Source organism: Pedobacter sp. 10L46_2, from assembly GCF_056395165.1.
This window is the reverse complement of sequence record NZ_JBFTIZ010000038.1, coordinates 18,784-42,237: the sequence shown is the minus strand read 5'-3', so window position 1 is coordinate 42,237 and position 23,454 is coordinate 18,784. Positions and strand designations below refer to the sequence as shown.

The 23,454-nt window shown below is 40.3% G+C and carries 21 protein-coding genes; 14 read left to right on the top strand and 7 right to left on the bottom strand.

Annotation, left to right across the window (positions count from 1 at the left end):
* Positions 1–15: 15 nt before the first annotated feature.
* The 6 genes from AC1DDX_RS06515 (at position 16) to AC1DDX_RS06490 (ending at position 8,720) form a co-directional block, all read left to right on the top strand.
* The gene (locus tag AC1DDX_RS06515; protein ID WP_448635640.1) at positions 16–3,207 is read left to right on the top strand and encodes a SusC/RagA family TonB-linked outer membrane protein; all 3,192 of its coding nucleotides are present in this window, start codon (positions 16–18) and stop codon (positions 3,205–3,207) included.
* A gap of 35 nt (positions 3,208–3,242) precedes the next feature.
* On the top strand, positions 3,243–5,033 hold the full coding sequence (locus tag AC1DDX_RS06510; protein WP_172659439.1) for a RagB/SusD family nutrient uptake outer membrane protein: 1,791 nt from the start codon (positions 3,243–3,245) through the stop codon (positions 5,031–5,033).
* Positions 5,034–5,066: 33 nt separating this feature from the next.
* Positions 5,067–5,990: a metallophosphoesterase family protein gene (locus tag AC1DDX_RS06505; RefSeq protein ID WP_288881218.1), complete on the top strand. Its 924-nt coding sequence runs from the start codon at positions 5,067–5,069 to the stop codon at positions 5,988–5,990.
* Between the two features lie 6 nt (positions 5,991–5,996).
* The gene (locus AC1DDX_RS06500) at positions 5,997–7,238 is read left to right on the top strand and encodes an alkaline phosphatase family protein (RefSeq protein WP_477621880.1); all 1,242 of its coding nucleotides are present in this window, start codon (positions 5,997–5,999) and stop codon (positions 7,236–7,238) included.
* A gap of 70 nt (positions 7,239–7,308) precedes the next feature.
* The gene (locus tag AC1DDX_RS06495) at positions 7,309–7,677 is read left to right on the top strand and encodes a YybH family protein (protein ID WP_172659442.1); all 369 of its coding nucleotides are present in this window, start codon (positions 7,309–7,311) and stop codon (positions 7,675–7,677) included.
* A gap of 59 nt (positions 7,678–7,736) precedes the next feature.
* Positions 7,737–8,720 carry a 2-hydroxyacid dehydrogenase gene (locus AC1DDX_RS06490; RefSeq protein WP_172659443.1) on the top strand — a complete coding sequence of 328 codons (984 nt, stop codon included), beginning with the start codon at positions 7,737–7,739 and terminating at the stop codon, positions 8,718–8,720.
* Between the two features lie 5 nt (positions 8,721–8,725).
* Here AC1DDX_RS06490 and fmt read toward each other — a convergent pair whose 3' ends face one another.
* From fmt to AC1DDX_RS06470, 4 genes are all read right to left on the bottom strand, one after another.
* Positions 8,726–9,634, bottom strand: coding sequence for a methionyl-tRNA formyltransferase (gene fmt, locus AC1DDX_RS06485; protein ID WP_337716366.1), 909 nt, complete (start codon positions 9,632–9,634; stop codon positions 8,726–8,728).
* Between the two features lie 60 nt (positions 9,635–9,694).
* Complete coding sequence (locus AC1DDX_RS06480) at positions 9,695–9,907, bottom strand: hypothetical protein (RefSeq protein WP_172659445.1); 213 nt, start codon at positions 9,905–9,907, stop codon at positions 9,695–9,697.
* Between the two features lie 35 nt (positions 9,908–9,942).
* Positions 9,943–11,217: an exo-beta-N-acetylmuramidase NamZ family protein gene (locus AC1DDX_RS06475; RefSeq protein ID WP_288881207.1), complete on the bottom strand. Its 1,275-nt coding sequence runs from the start codon at positions 11,215–11,217 to the stop codon at positions 9,943–9,945.
* 227 nt (positions 11,218–11,444) lie between these two features.
* Positions 11,445–11,996 (bottom strand): YciE/YciF ferroxidase family protein, encoded by a 552-nt coding sequence (locus tag AC1DDX_RS06470; protein ID WP_288881205.1) that lies wholly within the window; start codon positions 11,994–11,996, stop codon positions 11,445–11,447.
* A gap of 239 nt (positions 11,997–12,235) precedes the next feature.
* Between AC1DDX_RS06470 and AC1DDX_RS06465 the strand changes: the two genes are divergently transcribed.
* From AC1DDX_RS06465 to AC1DDX_RS06435, 7 genes are all read left to right on the top strand, one after another.
* Positions 12,236–12,517: a hypothetical protein gene (locus AC1DDX_RS06465; RefSeq protein WP_172659448.1), complete on the top strand. Its 282-nt coding sequence runs from the start codon at positions 12,236–12,238 to the stop codon at positions 12,515–12,517.
* A 31-nt stretch (positions 12,518–12,548) separates the two neighbouring features.
* Positions 12,549–13,322 (top strand): DUF72 domain-containing protein, encoded by a 774-nt coding sequence (locus tag AC1DDX_RS06460; protein WP_288881201.1) that lies wholly within the window; start codon positions 12,549–12,551, stop codon positions 13,320–13,322.
* Between the two features lie 274 nt (positions 13,323–13,596).
* Positions 13,597–15,321 (top strand): circadian clock protein KaiC, encoded by a 1,725-nt coding sequence (kaiC, locus tag AC1DDX_RS06455; RefSeq protein WP_288881198.1) that lies wholly within the window; start codon positions 13,597–13,599, stop codon positions 15,319–15,321.
* The gene (locus AC1DDX_RS06450; protein WP_172659451.1) at positions 15,321–15,629 is read left to right on the top strand and encodes a circadian clock KaiB family protein; all 309 of its coding nucleotides are present in this window, start codon (positions 15,321–15,323) and stop codon (positions 15,627–15,629) included. Before kaiC ends, AC1DDX_RS06450 begins: the two co-directional genes overlap by 1 nt.
* Positions 15,619–15,915, top strand: a complete 297-nt coding sequence (locus AC1DDX_RS06445; protein ID WP_288881196.1) for a circadian clock KaiB family protein — start codon at positions 15,619–15,621, stop codon at positions 15,913–15,915. Before AC1DDX_RS06450 ends, AC1DDX_RS06445 begins: the two co-directional genes overlap by 11 nt.
* A gap of 6 nt (positions 15,916–15,921) precedes the next feature.
* The gene (locus AC1DDX_RS06440) at positions 15,922–17,148 is read left to right on the top strand and encodes a PAS domain-containing sensor histidine kinase (RefSeq protein WP_172659453.1); all 1,227 of its coding nucleotides are present in this window, start codon (positions 15,922–15,924) and stop codon (positions 17,146–17,148) included.
* An 87-nt stretch (positions 17,149–17,235) separates the two neighbouring features.
* On the top strand, positions 17,236–17,772 hold the full coding sequence (locus AC1DDX_RS06435) for a pyridoxamine 5'-phosphate oxidase family protein (protein ID WP_288881191.1): 537 nt from the start codon (positions 17,236–17,238) through the stop codon (positions 17,770–17,772).
* A gap of 2 nt (positions 17,773–17,774) precedes the next feature.
* On the opposite strand, the gene AC1DDX_RS06430 is transcribed toward AC1DDX_RS06435, so the two are convergent.
* The 3 genes from AC1DDX_RS06430 to AC1DDX_RS06420 are packed head-to-tail and all read right to left on the bottom strand — an operon-like array spanning position 17,775 to position 21,485.
* Positions 17,775–19,097 (bottom strand): paraquat-inducible protein A, encoded by a 1,323-nt coding sequence (locus AC1DDX_RS06430; RefSeq protein ID WP_477621879.1) that lies wholly within the window; start codon positions 19,095–19,097, stop codon positions 17,775–17,777.
* Positions 19,084–20,409 (bottom strand): paraquat-inducible protein A, encoded by a 1,326-nt coding sequence (locus AC1DDX_RS06425; protein ID WP_288881186.1) that lies wholly within the window; start codon positions 20,407–20,409, stop codon positions 19,084–19,086. Before AC1DDX_RS06425 ends, AC1DDX_RS06430 begins: the two co-directional genes overlap by 14 nt.
* Positions 20,406–21,485 (bottom strand): AI-2E family transporter, encoded by a 1,080-nt coding sequence (locus AC1DDX_RS06420; protein ID WP_288881183.1) that lies wholly within the window; start codon positions 21,483–21,485, stop codon positions 20,406–20,408. The genes AC1DDX_RS06425 and AC1DDX_RS06420 overlap by 4 nt, the downstream gene beginning before the upstream one ends.
* Before the next feature lie 337 nt (positions 21,486–21,822).
* Between AC1DDX_RS06420 and AC1DDX_RS06415 the strand changes: the two genes are divergently transcribed.
* On the top strand, positions 21,823–23,454 hold a 1,632-nt coding region (locus AC1DDX_RS06415; RefSeq protein ID WP_477621878.1), incomplete at its 3' end, for a patatin-like phospholipase family protein.

Here is a 23,454-nt window from a genome sequence, read left to right as displayed (position 1 = left end):
CTACTAATTTGCTTCATGTTTTTTGCAGCAAAGAGTTTTGCCCAAAATGTCACCGTAAAGGGTGTGGTTTTGGACGCCGAAACTAAAGGGCCAATTCCATCAGTTAACGTCAGTGTAAAGGGCACGAACCTGGGTACGGCGACAAACGTAAATGGTATTTATACCTTAAATAATGTAAACCCTAAAGCAACTCTTGTCTTTTCCTACATTGGATATAAGCAGCAAGAAATTGAGCTGAACGGGAAAACACAATTAAATGTAACCCTAACTTCAGACTTTGGTAACCTTGAAGAGGTGGTGGTAGTTGGTTTTGGGACAAAGAAGAAAATTAACATTGCAGGCGCGATAGACCAGATTTCAGGTAAGCAATTAGAATCACGGCCAGTTTCAAATGTAATGCAAGGATTGCAAGGTATTAGTCCAGGCTTAAATATTACATATGGAGGCGGTGCTCCCGGAACTGTACCCGTAATAAATATCAGGGGATATACTTCAATAAACGGCGGTTCACCTTTAATCGTAATTGATGGGATTCCGGCAGCAAGTAATGATGATATGCTAAGATTAACTCCTTCAGACATTTCTTCATTTACAGTATTGAGGGATGCAGCATCAGCAGCTATTTATGGTGCGAGAGCTGCTTTTGGAGTAATTCTTATCACTACTAAAAAGGGTAAAGAAGGGCGAACATTGATCAGTTATAACGCGTTAACCACTTGGGGCAAGCCAACAGTACTTCCAAAACCTGTAACAGATCCATATATCTATTCAAGGGTTTTAGAGACTTCTACTGACAATACTCCATGGGATTATGTAAATTACTCAGATGAGCACTACAAGTGGGCAAAAGAAAGATCTGATGACCCTTCACTTCCTGATACACGCATCGATCCAACCGATCCAAACAGATGGGCATACATGGGTGACAACAATTGGTATGATTACTTCTTTAACAAGGCCAGTCTATCTCAAAATCATACATTGACTTTTTCCGGAGGAGCTCAGGTAAATAATTCTCCGTTAACTTATTATTTGTCTGCGGATTATACCAAGGAAAATGGGTTGAATAAGCTTGCTGATGATTTCTGGGATCGCTATGGCCTAAGATCAAGAGTAGGTTTTGCTCCTTTATCATGGTTAAAAATAGATAACAATCTTAACATTTATCAAACCAAGAGGGCACGTCCAAATGCCAGTATTACCGATCTATATTACTTGCAGCCAACAGATGTGGCAACGAATCCTGATGGAACATGGGCAAACACTGCAACAGGCAGACTGGCAGCGAGATTAGTTGATGGAGGAGAAAACCTTGAAACAATGTTTGGCTTTCAAAATATCACCGGTGCAACTGCTTCATTTTTAAACGGCGATCTTCAGGTAAATGGCGATGCTTCATTTAAGCGGGAGTTATGGAAATACCATAACGATTCGAAAAAGTTTAAAATTGGCTTCGGGCCTACTGATATCCGGGAAGAAGGCGGCAATGGTTATGTATATGAGAGTAATGGATATTTATATAACAATGCTTTTAACTTATATACAACTTATAAAAAAACCATAGGCGACCATTTTTTTAGTGCAATGGTGGGATATAATTATGAGGATTATAATTATTCGACTGTAGATGCTCAGAGAGATTTACTTATGTCTTCCTCTGTGCCCTATCTTAAGTTAACTACAGGTGAAATAACACTTGGGACAAAATATAATGCCTATGCTAGTACAAGTGCTTTTAGCAGGCTGAATTATACCTATAAAGATCGCTATATTTTAGAGGCTACAGGAAGATATGATGGATCTTCCAGATTTCCTGTAAGCCGCCGATGGGGATTTTTCCCTTCAGCTTCTTTGGCTTGGATTGCGAGCTCAGAAGAATTTTTTAAACCTCTGGCCCCTGTTTTATCAACATTTAAGCTGCGTACATCATATGGCGATTTGGGCAATCAGAATGCAGATTCCGATCCATATTTACGTGACTTTGGCTACATACAAACTTTACCGACAGATCCTTCCAATTATTTGATCGGTGGCACAAGACAGCAAGTTATTACCGGGGCACCAAGATTGTATGTTGATCCTAATACCTATACATGGGAGCGGGTTTCTACGCTTAATATGGGTACGGATTTAGGTTTTTTTAATGATAAATTGTCATTCACTTTTGATTATTTCATACGCAATACAACTGGCATGCTTGTTCGTGGTCAGGAATTACCAGGAGTACTTGGTACAGACGTGCCAAAACAAAATGCTGCCGATCTTAGGACAAAGGGGTGGGAGCTGTCTGTTACCTATAGAGATAGGTTTGATTTAGGTTCAAAACCGTTTAGTTTCGAAACTAAATTCTTTGTTTCCGATTCCCGTTCTGAGATTACTAAATTTGAGAACAAACAAAACTTATTATCTACTTACCGTGTAGGACAGACAATAGGTGAGATTTGGGGACTACAGAATGATGGGCTTTTCCAGAATAAGGCTGAAATAGATGCGCTTGATGAATCAAGTATAATTCCATGGGGTGCTCTTGAGATTATTCAGGGATGGCCTAAATACAAGGATCTGGATGGAAACAAAAAAATAGAACAGGGATTAAGTGCAGATGATCCAAAAGACCTTAAAATTATTGGTAATAGCACTGACAGATACAGTGTTGGTGCTAATCTGAATATGGATTGGAATGGATTTGATCTTTCAGTATTCCTTCAGGGTGTATTGAAAAGAGATTTTTATCCTCATCATTATTTGTTCTGGGGGCCTTATCAACAACCTTATGCAAATGTATACCCTTGGAATCTTGATTTTTACAGGGCGACAGGAGATTCCCCCGAACAAAGAGCAAAGCATTCGGCTTCTTATATAGCTGCAGGCTTAGCTGATGCGAATCCTAATTCTTATTATCCAGTTATGCAGTCGTGGCTAGCGGATGCTAATTATGGTTCAGGGTTAGATATTCCACAAACTAAATACTTGCTTAATGGTGCTTATCTAAGAATAAAAAATGTTTCATTGGGTTATACCTTGCCTGCTAAGTTTACCAATCGCTTTAAGGTTAGTCGCCTTCGTGTATTTGTTACTGGCGAGAATCTTTATGAATTCTCTGCCATTAAAAAATATATTGATCCTGAAGCAGTAAACCAAGGATCGAGTGCATGGGCGTATCCATATCAAAGAAGATATGCAGTTGGTTTAAATCTGGACTTTTAATAATTAGGGAGTTAACAATCATTTAAAAATCAGTTATGAAAAAGAATATATACATCCTGCTGGCAACAATTGCAGTTTTTACTGTTGCTTGCAAAAAGGGTAACCTGGATCGTTTTCCGCAAACAGAGATATCACCAAGTCTTTTCTTTAATACAGAGGAAGATCTTGCTCTATATGTAAATGGATTATTATTAATGCCCAATAGGGACAGTTATCTGAATGATCAAAGTAGTGACAATGTCGCAACTACTGCCGCTGTAGAAATAAAGAATATAATGGCAGGTAATGCCAATGCGCAAAATATAACCGGTGGGTGGAGTTGGACCAGACTAAGAGATATCAACTACTTTCTGGAAAACTACAATAAAGCAAAGGTTACCAGCGAAATAAAAAACCATTACATTGGCTTAGCAAAGTACTATCGTGCACAATTTTATCTGGATAAAGTAAAGCGTTTTTCTAATGTACCTTGGTATTCTGGCACATTAAATCCAGATGATAAGGAATTATTTAAACCAAGCGATACACGTGCACTGGTTATGGATAGCGTAATGGCTGATCTTGATTTTGCCTATAAGAATGTTAGAGAAAGTGTACCTTCCGGAACTCCAGGAAAGTGGGCAGTAGCTGTATTTTATTCACGAGCAGCTCTTTACGAAGGAACTTACCGCAAGTACCATTCAGAGCTTAATTTAAAAGCAACCGCAAATACCTTTCTGGAAACTACTGTTAAGATAACTGGGGAAGTAATTGCGTCTAAAAAATTCTCAATTTTTAGTAAGGGATTACCAAATCAGGATTATGCAACTTTGTTTTCAAGTCAGGATTTGACTACTAACCCCGAGGTGATTTTAGCCAATGTTTTTGATATGGATAAAAAAATAAGCCAAAACGTAAATTCTGTAGTATTTGGGGATTATGAACAGGCACCTGCAAGAGACCTTATCCAAACCTATTTAATGAAGGATGGAAGCCGTTTTACTGCCATTGCTAATTATGATAAGGCCAGTTTTGTTAAGGAGTTCGAAAACCGTGATCCGCGCCTGGCTCAAACAATGGTTTATCCCGGTTGGATTAGAGTTCCAGACGCGCAGCCTTATGTTCAAAAACTAAATAAAAATTTTACGGGCTATCATCAACTAAAAGGATATGTAAACAGTACTGATCAGACAATTTTAAATGGCGTTGATTTTCCTGTCTATCGTTATGCAGAGGTACTGTTAACCTATGCAGAAGCGTTGGCTGAATTGGGTACACTTAACCAATCGCAGTTAGATGAGTCTGTTAACCTGATTAGAAGAAGAGTTGGCATGCCTGATCTTAATTTAGCACAGGCAAATGCATCTCCCGATCCATTATTGCAACAACAGTTTGATAATATTGAATCGAACCAGGGAGTAATTCTGGAAATCAGAAGAGAGCGTAGGGTTGAGTTTGCTTTTGAAAACAGTAGGTACGACGATCTGATGAGGTGGAAAGCAGGGAAATTATTGACCAAAAGCCCGGAAGGAATGTATTTTCCAGGTTTAGGCAAGTATGATTTAACGGGAGATGGAGTTGAAGATATTATTTTGATTGATAAGTCTGTTACCATTCCGGCAGAAGACAAGAAAGAAAAAAATTCATTAGGAGTAGTGCTTACCTATTATCGTACTGGTGAGATAGGAGCCGATGCTACTGTATATCTGAAAAATGGTGCCAATGGAGGAGCGATCGTAACTGAAAATGTTACCCGTAAGTTTGAGGATCCGAAATATTATTATCGTCCTATTCCTCAGCAACAGATTATATTAAATTCGAACCTAAAACAAGTATTTGGGTGGTAATGACCAATATGCCAATTTAGAAATAAAAACAAGATGACAACACTGAAAAGAAGATCTTTACTAAAGGCAGCAGGACTAGCTGTTGGCGCCGTAGCAACCAGCGGCCTGTCTGCCTTTGCTTCCAATCCGGAAAAGCAGGATAAGAAAACCAAAAAACTGGCTCTTTCTGTTGCTCATATAACCGATGTGCATATTGGAGAAGGTGAAAATGCCCCCGAACGGTTTAAAAAATGCTTAAAACATATAATTACTAAGCACAAACCAGATTTCTTTTTGAATGGTGGTGATTCTATTGGTGATGCATCCTACGATAATGTTGTATATGATCAGGTAATTAAGCAATGGAGTATTTGGGACGATTGCATAAAAACATTGGATAAATATGAAGTTCACAGCTGCATTGGTAACCACGATTCATGGTGGAAGGCTCCATCTAAAGAGCATGAAATGTATGGGAAAGACTATGTGGTTAAACGCTTGAAGATTCCTAACAGATATTACAGCTTTTCAAAAAAGAACTGGCATTTTATTGTACTTGATGGTAACAATGCCAATATCTCACTAGATCAGGAACAATACGAATGGTTGGAGAAAGAATTGGAGAAATTACCGGCATCTACACCAACATTGCTAATGTCGCATTATCCAATTTTAGGAACTACTCAGGTTCTTGTAGGTGGGGGTCACTCCGATTGTAAGAAGCTAAAAGACCTGTTTCAGAAGCATCGCGATAAAGTAAGAGTTTGCTTAAGCGGGCATAATCACTTATCAGATAATACTCATTATAATGATGTTTTGTATTGCTGCAATGGAGCAATGAGTGGCTTTTGGTGGGGTATAGGCGATGCTGAATCTGCCGGCCCTGGTTGTTATTTAGAAACCCCTCCCGGTTATGCAATGCTGAATCTATATGAAGATGGAACAGTTGAAAACGAATATTTTCCACACACTTATTAACAAACTATGAGAATCCCATTTATTTTAACAATCTGCTTTTTCTTATCGGTAGCAACCAATGCCCAGCAGAGAGAACAAAAAGTGGTTTACATTATTGCTGATGGCATTCCTGCCGATGTAATTGAAACCCAAAATCTTCCCAATTTTAAGAAGATCATACAAGCAGGGTCTTATTCCCGGATGTATGTTGGGGGTGGCAAAGGTACTTACAATGAAACCCCTACCATATCTGCCGTTGGTTATAACAGCTTGCTAACCGGCACCTGGGTAAATAAGCACAATGTGCCCGACAATGATATTAAGGAGCCTAATTATAACTATCAGAACATATTCAGGTTGTTTAAAGCCCAATATCCAAATAAGAAATCTGCTATTTTCTCTAGCTGGACAGATAACCGTACCAAATTACTTGGCCATAATTTACCGGAAGCGGGAAACCTAAAGGTTGATTATTTTTTTGATGGCTATGAACTAGATACCGTTCGCTTTAAGCATGATAAAAACGCAGATTATATGCACCGTATTGATGAACAGGTAATTGCTGATGCATCGAATACCATTCATGATAAAGCGCCTGATCTTTCCTGGATTTATCTGGAATATACAGATGATATGGGGCATGCACATGGCGATAGTCCTGAATTCTATAATGCTGTAGCGATGCTGGATAAGCAGGTAGGTAAAGTTTGGGAGGCAATAAGCTATCGTCAGAAAAACTTTAAAGAAGACTGGTTAATTGTTATCACAACGGATCATGGTCGTGATGAAAAAAGTGGAAAAGGACATGGTGGACAATCCGACAGGCAAAGATCAACCTGGATGGTAAGCAATTATAAAAACCTAAACACTTATGGTCAATATTTTGATCTTGGCGTAGTTGACATAATGCCTTCAATAGCCAATTATTTAAATGTAAAACTGCCTGACAGTGTAGCACAAGAAGTAGATGGCACTTCTTTCATTGGTCCGGTATCTATTGCAGCGCTTAAAACAATCTTTACTCAGAATCATATTGATATCAGCTGGAAAGCCTTGCAAAAAACCGGAAAGGTTAAAATATGGCTGGCAACAACAAATAATTTTAAAACAGAAGGAAAAGATACTTATCATCTTTTAGGTGAAACAGATCTTAGTCAGCAGCATTTTTTTGCCGATGTTAAAGCTTATCCATCAGAGTTTTATAAGGTTGTTATTCAGGCTAAAGATAATACCCTTAACAAAAAGATAATACCCTTAACAAATGGGTAGTCCTTTCTCCGGCAAAATAGATACGATAAGCAATGGTAAAATTACAAGTCTAACTTGTAATTTTACCATTATGAATTCACCAGAAGCATTATTAATAAAGCAAGCAAGATTAGATTCAAACAACTGCATCGCAAAAAAGGATGTAGACGGAGTATCTAAATATTGGCTTGACGATTTTGTACAAATCGCTGGCGACGGTAGCCATACCATTGGCAAAGCCGAAATTGCTGCCGACTGGAAATACATGTTTTCCAAAAGCAGTCCGCTTTTTGAGCGCATCCCCGAAACAATTGTGATCAGTAAAAGTGGCGATCTGGCATGGGAAAACGGGAAATGGAATTACAAAAATGACAAGTATCATGGTAATTATGCCGCAATGTGGCGTAAGATAAAAGGAAAATGGCTTACACAAAGCGAACTTTATGTTTCACTAAACTAGTTTGGTTATAGCATAAATTAATCCCGAGTCATTAACTTAGAGCACATAACCCAATAGATATGAAGATAGCTGTTTTTAGTACTTACCGATATGATGAAGAATTTTTAAGCCGATTCAATACCGGTCATGAGTTATCTTTTTTTACAGTTGCCTTAACGGAAGAAACCGTTAAGCTAGCCGAAGGTTTCGATGCAATATGCATTTTTGTAAATGATCGTGTTGATTCTGAGATCATAAAGACCCTGCATAAAGGAGGAATAAAACTAATTGTTTTGCGCTGTGCTGGCTTCAATAATGTGGCAATTGAAACAGCAAATGAATTGGGTATTCCTGTTTTAAGAGTCCCTGCCTATTCGCCAGAGGCAGTGGCAGAACATGCGATAGCCCTAATTCTTACCCTGAACCGTAAAACACATAAAGCTTATAACCGGATTCGTGAAGGTAATTTCTCCCTGGAGAAACTCATGGGTTTTAATTTACATAGACACAAGGTAGCCGTAATAGGCACTGGAAACATAGGTAAGGCTTTTTGTAGAATCTTAAAAGGTTTTGGTTGTTTAATAAGCGCATATGATCCTTATCCATCTACAGAACTTCAGGACCTTGGCGTTAAATATGGTACTTTACAGGAAACATTAAATGATGCGGATATTGTAGCGCTTCATTGTCCGCTTACCGAAACAACCAAACATTTGATCAACAAGGAAACCCTTAAACTTTTTAAAGAGGGTGCAATGCTGATCAATACGAGCAGGGGAGGTCTGATCGATACAAAAGCAGTTATCAAAGCTTTAAAGACCGGACAACTTGGGTATTTGGGCCTTGATGTTTATGAGCAGGAAAGCACCTTGTTTTTTCACGACCACTCAGAAAATGTTATTCAGGATGATCTGATTACCCGTCTTATCTCTTTCCCCAATGTACTAATTACTTCTCATCAAGGCTTTTTTACCAAAGAAGCGATGGAAGAAATAGCTCAAATTACATTTAAAAATATAGATGCATTTTCGAAAGGAGAAGAATTGGTAAACCGTGTAAAATAGAGATTTTACAAACGCATGCCCCTTAAAAATTCATCAACCTGCATGCGTTTTTTGCCTTCATACTGTAGATCAGTGAATTTGATAAAACCATCTCTGGCGGCAAACTTTAAATAAGTTTTGCCATCAGATAAAAAACTTCCAGGCGAGATACCAGGTTCTTTTTCTTCAAACTCTGCTTTAAACACCTTAAGGGTTTTATCATTTAGTTTAGTAAAAGCAGTAGGGTAAGGGCTTAATCCACGAATCAGGTTGTATATTTTATCGCCAGACAGGTTCCAATCTATTAAACAATGTTCTTTGAATATCTTTGGCGCATGTTTCAGCTCATCACTTTGTGGTTGAGGCTGCTCTGTATAGTTGCCGGCTTCTATAGCCTTTACGGTCTTCACCAGCAATCCTGCGCCTACATTCATTAACTTATCGTGTAAATCTCCCGCAGTGTCATCATTATTGATCGATACGCCTTCAGAAAATATTACATCACCTGTATCAATTTCATGTTTCAAAAAGAATGTAGTAACGCCACTTTCTTTTTCTCCATTAATGATCGCATGATTTATCGGAGCCGCTCCACGATATTGCGGCAGCAAAGATGCATGAAGGTTAATCGTTCCCTTTGCCGGCATATTCCATACCATTTCAGGCAACATTCTAAAAGCTACTACTACCTGTAAATCGGCATTTAGGCTTTTTAGTTCATCAATAAACAAAGGGTCTTTTAGTTTTAAGGGCTGCAATACCTTTATCCCCTTTGATACTGCATACTGTTTAACAGCACTTTCATGAAGTTTTTGTCCGCGACCAGCGGGCTTATCTGCTGCAGTAACCACACCAACAACATCAAATCCGGCTTCAACTAAAGCATTTAAAGAAGCAACTGCAAAATCGGGCGTACCCATAAAAACTATTTTCATCAACCAGTGTTTTAGGTGGCAAAATAACTAAAAAATTAGCGCATATAAAGCTAATGCCTGCTATTCTTTAGGGGCTTTTTTTACGGAATGAACGGGTTGTTCGCTTTCTTCCCTTTTCTTGGCAGGGTTCTTAAAGTTTGCCTCTTCCTTGTTATAATCCTTATCCTCAGGCTTTTTTACAGCCTTATTTCCAGCAGGAACCTTGTCTTTAGAAACTTCTTCTCTGAAGTTACTACTTGGCTTTTCATTTTTCTTTTTAGGTTCGCTATTCATATCCAAAGTCTTTAATAGCTGCCATTAGCGGCTGCTTATGGATATAACAAGTATTTTTTGCGCATTGTTTTGTAATTACTTAATCCCGGCTCCCAGCTTGCCCTTATTTCTTCTTCAGATTTACCGGCAATAATCTGCGCCCTAAAGCTCGAAACGCCAATAAGCTTTTCAATAGTGCCCATTTGTTTGCTCAATTTAGAGTTAAAGAAATCTGCTTTGTTTGGAGATGCCTTGTATAACTCAATTAACCAGCTCAGTTTTATTTTCTTTTCCTTTCTAAACTCATTTACATCGTATTCCCTAAGATCCAACCCATAACAAAGCTGGTTCATAAACAATGGAGATTCAGACATCCCTTTAATGCTTTTTGGGGTAAACGAAAAGGTGTATTTATCCTTTAAAAAAGGAGAACCCACTATAGTAAATGGAAACATAGTGCCGCGCCCATGGTTTAAATAAGTGCCCTCAAATAAGCAGGTAGTAGGGTATAGTAAAATCGACTGCGCAGTATTTAAGTTTGGTGATGGTTTTATCGGGAGTTCATAAGGAGTATCATGCGTATAGTTGGCAACCTTAATTACTTTGATCTTGCATTTCAATTTATTATCAAGCCAGCCTTCTCCATTTAGCATTTGAGCGTATTCGCCTACAGTTAATCCATGTACAACTGGAATAGGTTTTAAACCAATACCCGATTTGTGCTGCGGCTCCAATATAGGCCCATCAATGTAAAAACCATTAGGATTTGGTCTGTCAAGAATCAATACTTCTTTTTTATTAGCGGCACAGGCTTCCATTACATGTTGCAAAGTATTTATGTAAGTATAAAAACGAACACCAACGTCCTGAATATCGAATATCATCACATCAATATCAGCTAAATCTGCAGCTGTAGGGGCCGAGTGTTTTCCATATAATGAAACCACTTTAATGCCTGTTTTTTTATCAATTTCATCATCAACGCTAGTACCATTGCTGGCATCGCCTCTAAAACCATGCTCGGGTCCAAATATCTTAACCACTTTCACACCAAGCGCAAGTAGGCTATCAACCGTTGTTTCTTTTCCAATAATGGAGGTTGGGTTTACCACCATACCTACTCGTTTTCCTTTTAGATAAGGCACATACAATTCTGTTTGTTCTGCACCAGTACGTAGCTCCTCTGCTTTGGGCTTGTCAAAGTTTTCGGCTTTCACCTTATATGGATTTGGCACCGCAGGGTTAAGTGCTATTTTGGTCGATGATCCACAAGCCTGAAGAGAAAGCGTAAGCAATGCAGTACTTAAGATATGTATAATGGATGATGTCATTTAGTAACTTTTTCTAACTAATAAAAAAACGAGACAAAAAATAAATGAGTTGTTTAGGTAACGTTAACTTTTGAAGAACCCTAACTCTATAAAGTTAAAGGTAATAAAAAATGGTTGATTAGAGACCTCATTGTATATTTCGGTTCAGCTTACATGTTACCAATGGCTGATCATAAATTCAAAGCATGCAAAAAAGGCGCCCGGGACGGATGGCCCGGGCGGTAGTACTATTCAGCAGCAGCCTGCTCGTTGATCGCACCAACAGCGATTTCGGTCAGAGCTACATCAGTTGCTTTTTCATTATCCAGGGTGAACTGCAGCAGTTCAGCCACATCACTGTGTCCCATGTTCTGTGCGAAGACCACCAAGGTGCCATAAGTTGCGATCTCATAATGCTCGACCTTTTGCGCTGCCAGAATCAGTCCTGCGTCGCGGATCAGTGTTCCGGCGTCAGTATCTTCGATGATGCTGTTTGCCTCTTTAAGTAATCCTTCCATCGCATCACATTTTTTTGCCTGTGCTTTTTCGTCAAGCAGAGCAAAAACCTGTTCCAGAGTTGCGATATGAGTGTTGGTTTCCTCAGCATGCTTTTCAAATGCTGCGGCAAGTTCAGGACTCGTGGCTGCTTTTTTCATTTTTGGGAGGGCTTTAACCAGGTGCTTTTCCGCCCAGTAAATGTCTTTCAATTCATCCACGAAGAATTCATGAAATTCAGAATCTTCCATTTTTCCTGTTTTCGGAGTTACCGCTTTTTTAGCTGTTGTTTTTGTAGTTGCCATGATGATGTTTTTTATGGGTTAAATGTATGTTCTTAACACTAAAGAGATAACTTTGTTTAATTTATTTTGTATTTTTATAAACAAAATGTACAGATAATATTGCCCAGGGCTATTATTCAATCATATTAAGCCATTTTTTATTTTTTTTGAAGTCCATGCTTAAAACCTTTTATCCCTGCCACTGTTAATAGCGTTATTTACATAAGCTATGAAAACAATTAAACCTAAATTCAATCAAAATGGAACCATTCAACATAAAGATCAGCCATGGTAGTCGGCAGCTTACTTTAACCATTCTTCCATTGGAGGATGATGTATTTAAAATCATTTATTACAACGGAATTCTGGGTGGAGTTAAAAAGCAGGGAAAACAGTGGGAACTACTTTCTTTAGATGAAGTTGCAGGCGAGGACCTGCCTTTTTATGAACCAAAACATGGAGAAGACCGTATCGAAATAGAGCTCACTGAACAAATTGCAGACCGCATCGGTGTAGAGATTGAGCTTCATTTGGAGGAGTAGCAGTAAACCTGCTTAGTTAAAAATACTTTTTATGAAGTCCTACTTAGCAAATTATTATTCAGGAACCAGTGGCTTATTGCTGCCGGTTCGCAATAAACTTTTCTATCCGGAGGAATTTAAAGATAAAAGTAGATTATGTTTCTACAGTTCGATCATGAACAGTATAGAAGTCAACAGCTCTTTTTACAAAGTTCCGATGGCTTCTACGGTGAAGAAATGGGCTGAGGATGTACCCGAAACATTCAGATTTACTTTTAAACTTTCCAAAGAGATTACTCACAACAAGGAGCTGGCTTTTGATCCGCAGGCGGTAAGTGCTTTTATGGAAGTTATCTCATTTGTGGGGGATAAAAGAGGTTGTGTTTTGGTCCAGTTTCCGCCGAGTGTGCGAATAGGTAATTTAAAGCAGCTGGAGCTCCTAATGAGTGTCCTGCGTAAAAGTGATCCGCATTACACCTGGAACATCGCTCTGGAATTCCGGCACGTTTCCCTTTATAGTGATGTAGTATACAGGCTACTGGAAGATTACCGAATGGCGATGGTGATCCAAGATAAGCCGCCAGCGGTAACACCCATGATGGAAAGCGAGCTTCCTTTCGTATACCTGCGCTTTCATGGACCGGGAGGCAGTTATAGGGGAAGTTATGAGGATGAGCTGCTTTATGAGTATGCAAGCTACATTAATGATTGGATTTCAGAAGGAAAAACCGTGTACAGCTATTTTAACAACACCATGGGAGAAGCGATAAGTAACCTGTTTACGCTTAGTGATCTGGTGGGGACTCTGGCTCTGAATAACAATTGATCGATGTAGTCTGTTTAAGCGACATCACTTCATCCCATCCTTACTACGTGTTTGGTGTATTGCAAACAATATGGGTGTTTAACTGTTTTTCATTAATATTTTAACAAAGAGAGTAAGATATGCTTTGGTAAAGCGTGAAATCTCCGGGGATTGTAACTGGTATTATGGGTTAAGAAACGCGAATTAAGCGAATTAAAAGGATGAGGCTTAAGGCAACTAGCTAATCCTGAAATTTAATAATTATTTGATAGATTTAGAAAAGTGTCCGATTATAATGACTAAGAAAATAAATAAACTGCAGGATCAGAAAAAAGCAGGGCTACTGCCGAAATCACGAACAGGAATTAATGGTTTGGACGAGATAACCGAGGGTGGTCTTCCAGTTGGCAGACCTACCTTGATATGCGGCTCGGCTGGGTGTGGTAAAACGCTTATGTCTATAGAATTTATTGTGCGGGGGGCGTTAATTTACAATGAGCCAGGTGTATTTATGGCATTTGAAGAGAAAGCAGATGAGTTGGCCGTGAACGTTGCTTCCCTGGGCTTTGATTTGAATCAGTTGATTGAAGATAAGCTGATCAGAATAGACCACGTTCATATTGAAAGGAGCGAAATTGAAGAGACGGGTGAATATGATCTCGAGGGCCTTTTCATTAGGCTCGGTTATGCGATAGACAGTATAGGTGCAAAGCGCGTTGTATTAGATACCATTGAAAATCTTTTTGCAGGATTAGACAACCAAACTGTATTAAGGTCTGAAATCCGCAGACTCTTCCAGTGGTTAAAAGAAAAAGGTGTTACTGCAATCATTACTGGTGAGCGAGGTGACAACTCTTTAACCCGGCAGGGCTTAGAGGAATATGTATCTGACTGTGTAATTCTGTTAGAGAACAGGATCAGTAACCAGATTTCAACGCGGTTGCTGAGAATCGTTAAATATCGCGGTTCTGTACATGGTACTAATGAATATCCCTTTTTAATTGACGAAGACGGCATTTCTGTACTGCCCGTCACTTCCTTACAACTGGATTCCGCAGTTTCTACAGAATCGATCTCTTCAGGGATCGCCAGCCTTGATACAATGCTGGGCGGCGCTGGATTTTACAAGGGAAGCAGCATCCTGATTTCCGGCACTGCCGGTACAGGTAAAACCAGTATTGCATCTTCGTTTGCAAACGCCAATTGTTTGGATGGTAAAAAATGCATCTATTTTGCTTTTGAAGAGTCACCTCATCAAATCATTAGAAATATGCGTTCTATTGGCATTGATTTGAATAACCATATAAAATCTGGCCTCCTGGAATTCCATGCTTCCAGGCCAACCTTACATGGGCTAGAGATGCATCTGGTCGCTATCCATAAGAATATTAAACGGTTTAAACCTGATATTGTGGTCCTTGATCCGGTTACCAATCTTATTACTGTAGGATCAGTAAGTGAAGTAAAGTCTATGTTGATCAGGTTGGTGGATTACCTGCAAAACGAGGGTATCACGGTAATGTTTACCGCACTTTCCTTAAATAACACTTTCAATGAGCAGACAGATGAGGGAATATCTTCTTTAGTAGACGCCTGGCTGCTCATCCGGGATATTGAGTCAAATGGCGAGCGCAACCGTGGTTTATATGTGATGAAATCGAGAGGTATGGGACACTCTAACCAGATCAGGGAATTTATCATCGCAGACGAAGGTCTGGAGTTGGTAGATGTTTACCTGGGTCCAGATGGTGTTCTGGTCGGTTCGGCAAGAGAAGCACATATTTTACGTGAGCAAACGGGACAGGCCCTGCACGGTCAGGCGGTTAGTCGTAAAGATCGTGAAATTAGCAGAAAACGTAAGTTGCTGGAAGCGAAGATCGCCGGATTGCAGACCGAATTCGAATCTGTGGAAGAGGAACTAAACAAGGTATATCTTGAAGAAGAATTGAAACATAAAATACAAGAAGATAACCGAAGGGAGATGATTGAAAAACGCAAGAGCATTAAAGCAAAGAAATAATGGGGACGACGGAACAAACCTGGGAATTAAGGCTGTACATCGCCGGTAAGACACCAAAGTCTGTAAGTGCGCTAAGCAATCTTAAGAAGTATTGTGAAGAACATTTACATGGCAAATATAAAATAGAAGTGATCGATTTGCTAGAGAAGCCACAATTGGCCGAAGGCGACCAGATTTTTGCCGTGCCAACCCTGGTAAGAAAAGTTCCGGTGCCGATCCGTAAAATTATCGGGGATCTCAGTAATGAGGAGAAAGTTCTTGTCGGTTTAAATATCATCTCTGTAAAATCGAGTGTGGATGTCAAATAGCTCACAATATCGACTGGTGCTGTTTATTTCTGGCGCGTCGCCGAATTCTGTGCGCGCATTAAATAACCTCAAGCAAATTTGCGAAATACACCTTAAAGGAAATTATAAACTGGAAGTGGTGGATGTATATCAGCAACCGGAGCTAGCAAAGCAAGAGCAGATCATTGCCCTCCCCACTTTAATCAGAAAAAATCCGACCCCCACGCGGCATTTGATAGGCGACATGTCTGATCGGGCCAGAGTTTTGCGCGGACTGGGCATTAATCCCTCAGATATAGCGATCTAAATAGTTATGCAGTACGAAAATACAAAGGAGCAACTGGAAGCCGAATTGGCGGAATTACGGCATCAACTGGAGGAAGCCACTGACACGATAGAGGCCATCAGAACTGGAATGGTAGATGCCCTAGTGGTGCAGGGCACATCCGGCCATCAGATCTATACACTTAAAAGTGCCGACCGTACCTTTAGGGTCTTAATCGAAAAAATGCAGCAGGGAGCGGTTACACTGAACAGTTCGGGTGTCATACTTTACTGCAATAGCTATTTTGCGGACATGTGTGCCATAACCTTGGATGAGATTATCGGAAGGCACTTTGATGAATTTATCGGTGGGTATACCGCTGAAAAATTAAGCATTGTTTTATCCGCTGAAGGGCTGCGTGATTATAAAACCAAAGAAGTCCTAACTACAAATAGTGGTAAAGAAATGCCCGTTCAGCTTTCATTTACCAATCTCGATATGGAAGATGGTACGGCCTTAAGCATCATTTGTACAGATTTGACACAGCAGATAGAGGCTCAAAATAAAGCTGCAGATTTAACGGCCAAGACCGAAATGATTAAGCGAAAAGATGAATTTATCAGCATTGCCAGTCATGAACTCAAAACACCCATGACCAGTTTGAAGGCGTATTTACAATTAATCTCCAGGTACAGTAATGACAGTATCCCCGACCAGTTCACCATGCTAATCACTAAGGCTTCTGGTTCTTTAAATAAACTGGAGATATTAGTGAACGACCTGCTGGATGTGAGTAAGATACAAGCGGGCAAACTAAACTTCAGTAAAACCAAAGTTGAGATAAGCTTCCTTGTGAGAACATGCATTGAAAATGCTGGTTATATGTTTCCTGATTTTAAACTGAGACTCGACGCTGAAGGTGATTTTTTTGTATTGGGCAATCAGGAGCGGTTGGAACAGGTAGTGATGAATATGATCAGCAACGCCGTGAAATATTCTCCTGAAAATCGGAATGCTCTTATTAAGGTCTCCGCGGATGGCGATATGGTCAGAATTGCCGTTACGGATTACGGTATTGGTATGACTGAGCTGCAGCTCGGGAAAATTTTTGATCGTTTTTATCGCGTGGATGAAGCCAGTGTTCTGGCAGGGGGCTTAGGAATGGGCCTTTATATCTCCGAGGAAATTGTAAAGTCTCATGAGGGAGAAATGGGAGTTGTCAGTAACCTCGGCAAAGGGTCAACCTTCTATGTATTGTTACCATCAATAAGTTAAGCAAGGTGTTCGGAATGATCAAGAACATTAACAAAATGCAAACATTTACGGGGGGGGCTTGTTAACCAAAGAACAAAGCCAAAAATTATGAATAGCATTAATCAAAACCAGCCGGAAGAAAATTACGAAAACTTGAATAACAAGGACGCAGTGGAAAAAATCAGAGAACTCATTGCGGAGTCGGACATTTGTTTTTTCTGTACAAAGGCGGAAACAGGGCCTTCTATGGGGGTTCGGCCAATGAGTATACAGCAAGTAGAAGATAACGGAGACCTTTGGTTGGTTAGTGCCAATGATAGTCATACCAATCTGGAAATTAAGATGGCGCCTGAAGTAAAGCTCTACTTTAAAGGCTCCAAATATTCGGACTTCCTGTATTTAACCGGTACAGCAACCATTCATGATGATAAGGCAAAAATCAAGGCGCTCTGGAAGCCGCTCATGAAAACCTGGTTTACAGAAGGAGAAAATGATCCTAGGATATCATTAATTAAAGTAAGTCCTGGTGATGGTTATTATTGGGGTACAAAAAACGGCAACTTGGTTGCAGGCGTTAAAATGCTGATCGGTGCCGCAATAGGTAAGACATTAGACGATTCCATAGAAGGCCAGCTCAAAGTATAAAATCACATTTTTGCTGTAGCGGATTTTGTCTCTATTGGTGTTATGCGCTTTAAAATCAAGGATAATATGCCTGCATATGCGACATAGCCCACAAAAATAAAATAACCGGGTTGCAGCGAGGTGTTGTTTTGCGTTACAGTGGATAAGACCTCTTCATGTATATTCAGGTTCGAGAGCTGACTCTTTAAGATTCCGTTCAAGCCAATATAGGTCATTGCAATACCGACAACCATGACATCGGCCATGTCCCATTTACCCAAGTCAAAAGCCAAGTACCTGACCACGTTATTCTCTGCATATTTATCTTTGCCCCATATCTGGATGCCCTTTCCAATCATTCGCAGTACAGGGAGGATGACAACAAATAACAGAATCAATATGCCAACCAATATTGCGTCCGGCTTTGGCTGATCAATTAGTGCCTTTATGATGCCTAGTATACTCTTGCTCTGAAAAAATAGGACCTGGTTTTGAAAAGCTAATTTCTCCCCAAGAAGCGTAAAATTAAGCGATTGGATGCGGGCGTCAACTTCTATGATCGTAGCGGTGATACCCACCAGCAGGAGGATAAAAGCAAATAAAAGGCAGAGGATATAAAGCGGAGTATGAAGGCTTACCTGTTTTTTCATCAATAGCCAAAGGCAAAGGGCCAATAAGACGCAGCCAACCATCGCGTATGCATAATTGTAAGTTTGTTTACGTATTGTGATCAGCTTTGAATTGATCGTTTTTTCAAAATCTCCTGCATTTGAAACGCGGTATTTACTGTAGATATGACTGCTAACCGTAGCACTGGCTGGCTTGGTATTGTCGTAGGTTTCCTTCTCCAACTGATCTACTTTACTGGTCACGATACTTTTGAGCCTTTTCTTACTTGCTGGTCTGTTGATCCTGTTCACAATGGTACTGGCAAATGAGGGTACCTGTGCATGAAGGTCATCGGTGTCCACTAATGCATTGAAGGCCAATTTTTTGAGCTTACCGCCAATACTCTTTTGGGGTTTATTCACTTCGGCTACTGCCTTATTGACAAGACCGTTTAGCTGTTTTTCAACTTTTTCCTGAAGGTCTTTTTTCTGTTCTGCCGTCATGTCGAAGTCACTGATCTTTCCGTCCACCACTTTGGCAATCTTCTCCCGCCACTGATCTACCGAGAAAATGCCAAAGGTAATGTTGTTGGCCACACTATAATCTTCCTTTATCTCTTCTTGATGCTTAGAAAGTGTAGATACCCGGTAACCAAAATAGGCCTCTCCGCAGAGTAGGACACTTAACCCGGCGATAAGCAGGATTTTAAGCAACATCGTTTTTCTAGTGGGCGTCATAAGGAGTAATATATTTTAGTATGGTCGACAAAATAAGCCCGTATAGCACGAAGCTGATGAATATAATGTAGCCTGGCTGCAGCGCAGTATTGTGGGTGGTCAGCACAGTCAGATCGTCACTCTTTATATTCAGGCTCCTTAGTTGACTGTCCAGTAAGCCGTTCAAGCCTATGTATACCATCAGTATCGCAATGACAATAACATCAGCCATGCTCCACTTGCCCGATTGAAAGGCAAAGTACTTGATGATTTTATTCTCAGCAATTTTCCTTTTGCTTAGCAGATGGATTCCGGTAGCGCTCAGCTTCATTACCGGGAACAAGATGCTGAAGACCAGTATCAAAATACCCACCAATACCGAATCTACAGCCGGTTGCGCAATAAGCACTTTTACCACATCAAGAATGCTTTTGCTTTGAAAAAACAGCACCTGGTTTTCAAAGGTGACATGTTCGCCGAGTAACACAAAGTCCAGTGATTTAATGCGTGCGTCAACTTCGATCATGGATGCAGTTAACCCTACCGCAAGCAATATGAATGCAAACATCAGTGACATGATAAAGAGGGTGGCATGCAACTCTACCCGTTTCCTGAATATCCACCACAAGGATAGTACAACCACAATGCAGCCTAGCATGGCGAATGAATAATTGTAAGTTGCTGTCCTGATGCGTGATAGTGATGAGATCAGTTTATCGTTTAATTCTTCAGTTGAATTTACATTATATCTTTTATAGACCTTATCAGTTGCCGCCTTAGTTGCAGCCACCGTACTGTCTAAATATTCCGCACGTTCCAGGGCATCAAACTTTGACATGGCCGTTTTGCTAAGCTGCTTTTTGTTAGCCGGGTTATAAGCCTTTGCAAGTATTTCTGTGGCGAAGCCTGGAACCTGCTCCCGAATTTTGTCTGTATTAACAAAGGTTTTGATAACGAACTTTTTTATTTTACCATCAATGGTTTTCTTAGGTTTATTTACCAGTGCTTCTGCCTTGTCGATCAGTGCGAGAATGATTTGCTCAACCTCTTTCCGTAGTTCTTTCTTCTGTTTTGGAGTCAGGGTAAAATCACGGATCTGGTGATTCACAATGCCAGCTACTTTGTCCCGCCATTGCTCTACGGAAAAAACCCCTAGGGTAATGTTATTCACATCGGAATAATCCTGTTTGATCTCTTCCTGCTGGCCTGAGAGTTTGTGCAGCTGATAGCCAAAATATCCTTCCCCGCATAAAAATATAGCAAGGCCTAGTATGAGCAGCAACCTTGGAACAATTGATCCCTTCTTCAAAATCGTTTTTTCAAGGTCCATCATTTTTTTCTTTTGGTGAACCTTTTAAGCTGCCCCATATGTTCGGTTGGCACATTGTCTCCAAGCAGTTTCCCCCAGGGTTTAAGTCCGTTTATCCTGTCGAATATTATTTTTAGTACCGCGATAACAGGGATCGATAAAAACATACCCGGAACTCCCCATAGGGCTGCCCCTAGCAACACGATCACAATTGATATCAGCGCATTGATCTGAACCTTGGAGGACACGATTCTTGGGACAAGTATGTTATTGTCCAAAAATTGGATAAACGCATATGCGGCAATAATCAGCAGTTGTGTGGTAAAACCATCAGTGGTCAAGGTTGCCATTAATACAGGTAAGGCAATAGCGATGATGCCACCGATATAGGGCAACAGGTTCAGGATAGCCCCGATCACCCCTATAAGAATTGCATTCTGTACACCCAGTATTAACAATGCAGCTGAATTGAGTACGGCAACGATGGAAGTTTCGATGAGCAGCCCTACAATATAGCTCTGGATAGCACCTTTTGTCTCGCTAAGGATTTCAGCCACTTTAGTTTGATTCTCTTCAGAAAAAACTTCATAAAGGAAATTAAGGATAAGTGTTTTATAGAGCATAAGCAGGAAAACATATACCGGGATCAAAAAGATCACGCTTAAAATGCCCATTACGCCTGTAAGCGTTTGGCCGATCATGCCTTTGCTGCTGTTAGCCGCTTCGGTGATCATTTTGGTCTGCTTGCTTGCCGAAAATCCGAAGGATTTTTGGACCCATATCTGAAGATCGTGAAGTAACGTGCTTAATTTGTGCTTGATGGCATCCAGATCATCAAAAAAATGAGTAACCTGGGAGGAAAGAAGATACAGCACGCCAGCCAGCACAATGATTGCAATTAACATGGAGATGATAATGGCGATAATTTTGGGTACTTTTCTTTCCAGCCTGTTAGACAATGGGTTTAGAAGAATGGCAATCAGTCCGGCAAATGCAAGTGGGACAAGAATGTCTCTTAATACTGATAAAATAAAAACTGCGATCACTATGCCTAATAGTATAATCGGGACTTTGATATAAAAGGGGTAGTCTTTTTGCATAGCTGTTGAGTGCTTCCTTCACCTAACAATATTTAACCCAAGTAGTTTTATCAATACTCAATTATTTGTTGCGGATTAGCCATTAAATCATTCCATTAGGTCCCGTGGCTAAAAATGACTATTTCTAACTATTGCAATTGACGATGCGGAGTTCTAACTTCAATATTCTTACTATGGGCAATTGCTGTATTTGGCATTGATTTGCACCAACACTGATATAATACTGATTAATAAAAAAATGCATACAAATTATTTATAGCACTCTGGCTGATACCATTGGCCGCTTTTCAAAATTTGCCTTGTTTTAGCGTTTAACCAAACCGGGAGTTTAATTGATATGGACATTGTTACTGACCTTACAGCAGAAGCTGTTTGTTATATTATCCTCTATCAGGACATTTTAAAAGGCAAAGCCTCCGATCATTTAGATCAAAAGCTGCTGACCAAGAAAAGCTGGTTGAACCTTACTGTTGAAGACATCGAAGTTGAGGAGCTTACACCCAATCAACAGGAGCAGATTAAAGATTTAATCTGGCATAGTCCCGCCATGGAGGACCCGGCAAATCTTTCATATCGTTATTTTACAAGTACTCTAGGTCTTTTACAATGGCTGTCAACTAAAATACCCGGTGAAGATCATCCTGAAAAAAGATTGTTTTCCTGGCTTCCCTTTGTTGGTAAAAAGGAGGAAAATGAAGTGCTGATTCTTTTTCAGCCACCTTTTTTCTGGAGGCAGCAGATCAGGGCCTTGTTATACAATGAACCAAAAGAGCGGATTGCTCTGGTGGAAAAACTTCGTTACATGCCGCTTCAGGTCGTTTCAGTATTGGCAGGAACGGTAACAAGCCCATACCGGATACGACTTTATCAGTTGTATGAATTCTCTGATGAAAGTCCCGAACACCCGATCATTAAAGAACATGGACCAGGTATATTGAGTACCTCTGACAGAAAAGCCTATCTGGGGTGGTGGAAGGGAAAAACGGAGCTGGCCAAAGAATACCTGATTAATGACCGGAAGCTTTTGACAATGCTTAAGGAAGAAAGGGCTTTGCCCTTTGAAACACTTTTCCGCGATGAGTTGGTTGAAATCACAAAAGCCAGAAGAGCAAGAAAAGCAGAATACGATATCGCAAGCAAAAACCCTGCGGAGGATAAAAGAGAAAACACAGACAGCGATGCGTTGGATGATGGGGTCTTTGATCCGATGTGTAAAGCAGGTGAGATGGGCCTGATGGGAATTGCACTTTCCGGTGGTGGAATCCGCTCGGCTACTTTCAATTTGGGCATCTTGCAGCGGCTGGCCAATCTGAATGTCTTGAAAGAATTTGATTATATGTCTACCGTCTCTGGCGGAGGGTATATCGGTGCCTGGTTAAACTCCTGGATCAAGCGATCCGGCTCATTAAGCAAAGTTACTGATCGCCTATGTCCTGATAGATCCGGAGATCCATTGGCCGATGAAGTCCGTCCGGTCCGCTGGCTGCGAATGTTCAGCAACTACCTGTCTCCTAATGTGGGGATTATGTCACCCGATGCTTGGGGATCGGGGATGACCTGGCTTAGAAACACAGTCATCAACCAGGTTGTACTGCTGCTGATCCTGCTGACTGTCTTGTCAGCAATCTCTGATCTGTATGATACCTGGAATCTGCTGAAAGGCAAGGTTACTATGCTTAGTCCAAGAAACATTCTGATTTCCACTTTTGTCATGCTCGCTATTGGGTCGGTACTGGCCGCAATTGCGATGCGTTCTTTTTACCAGAGAGATAAGCAGGCACATAAAGGGGTGCTCAGAAGCATCTGGGAGAAACTGTCGCTTAGCTTCTCCTCACTAACCGAAATAAAAAGAATCATTCCAAATATTTTAGTTGCCTGGGCGAGCATTTGTGCTCTGGCAATCAGCATCTATTTTAATGCGATATACCCATACACTGATGTTTTAATGCGATATACCCATACACTGATG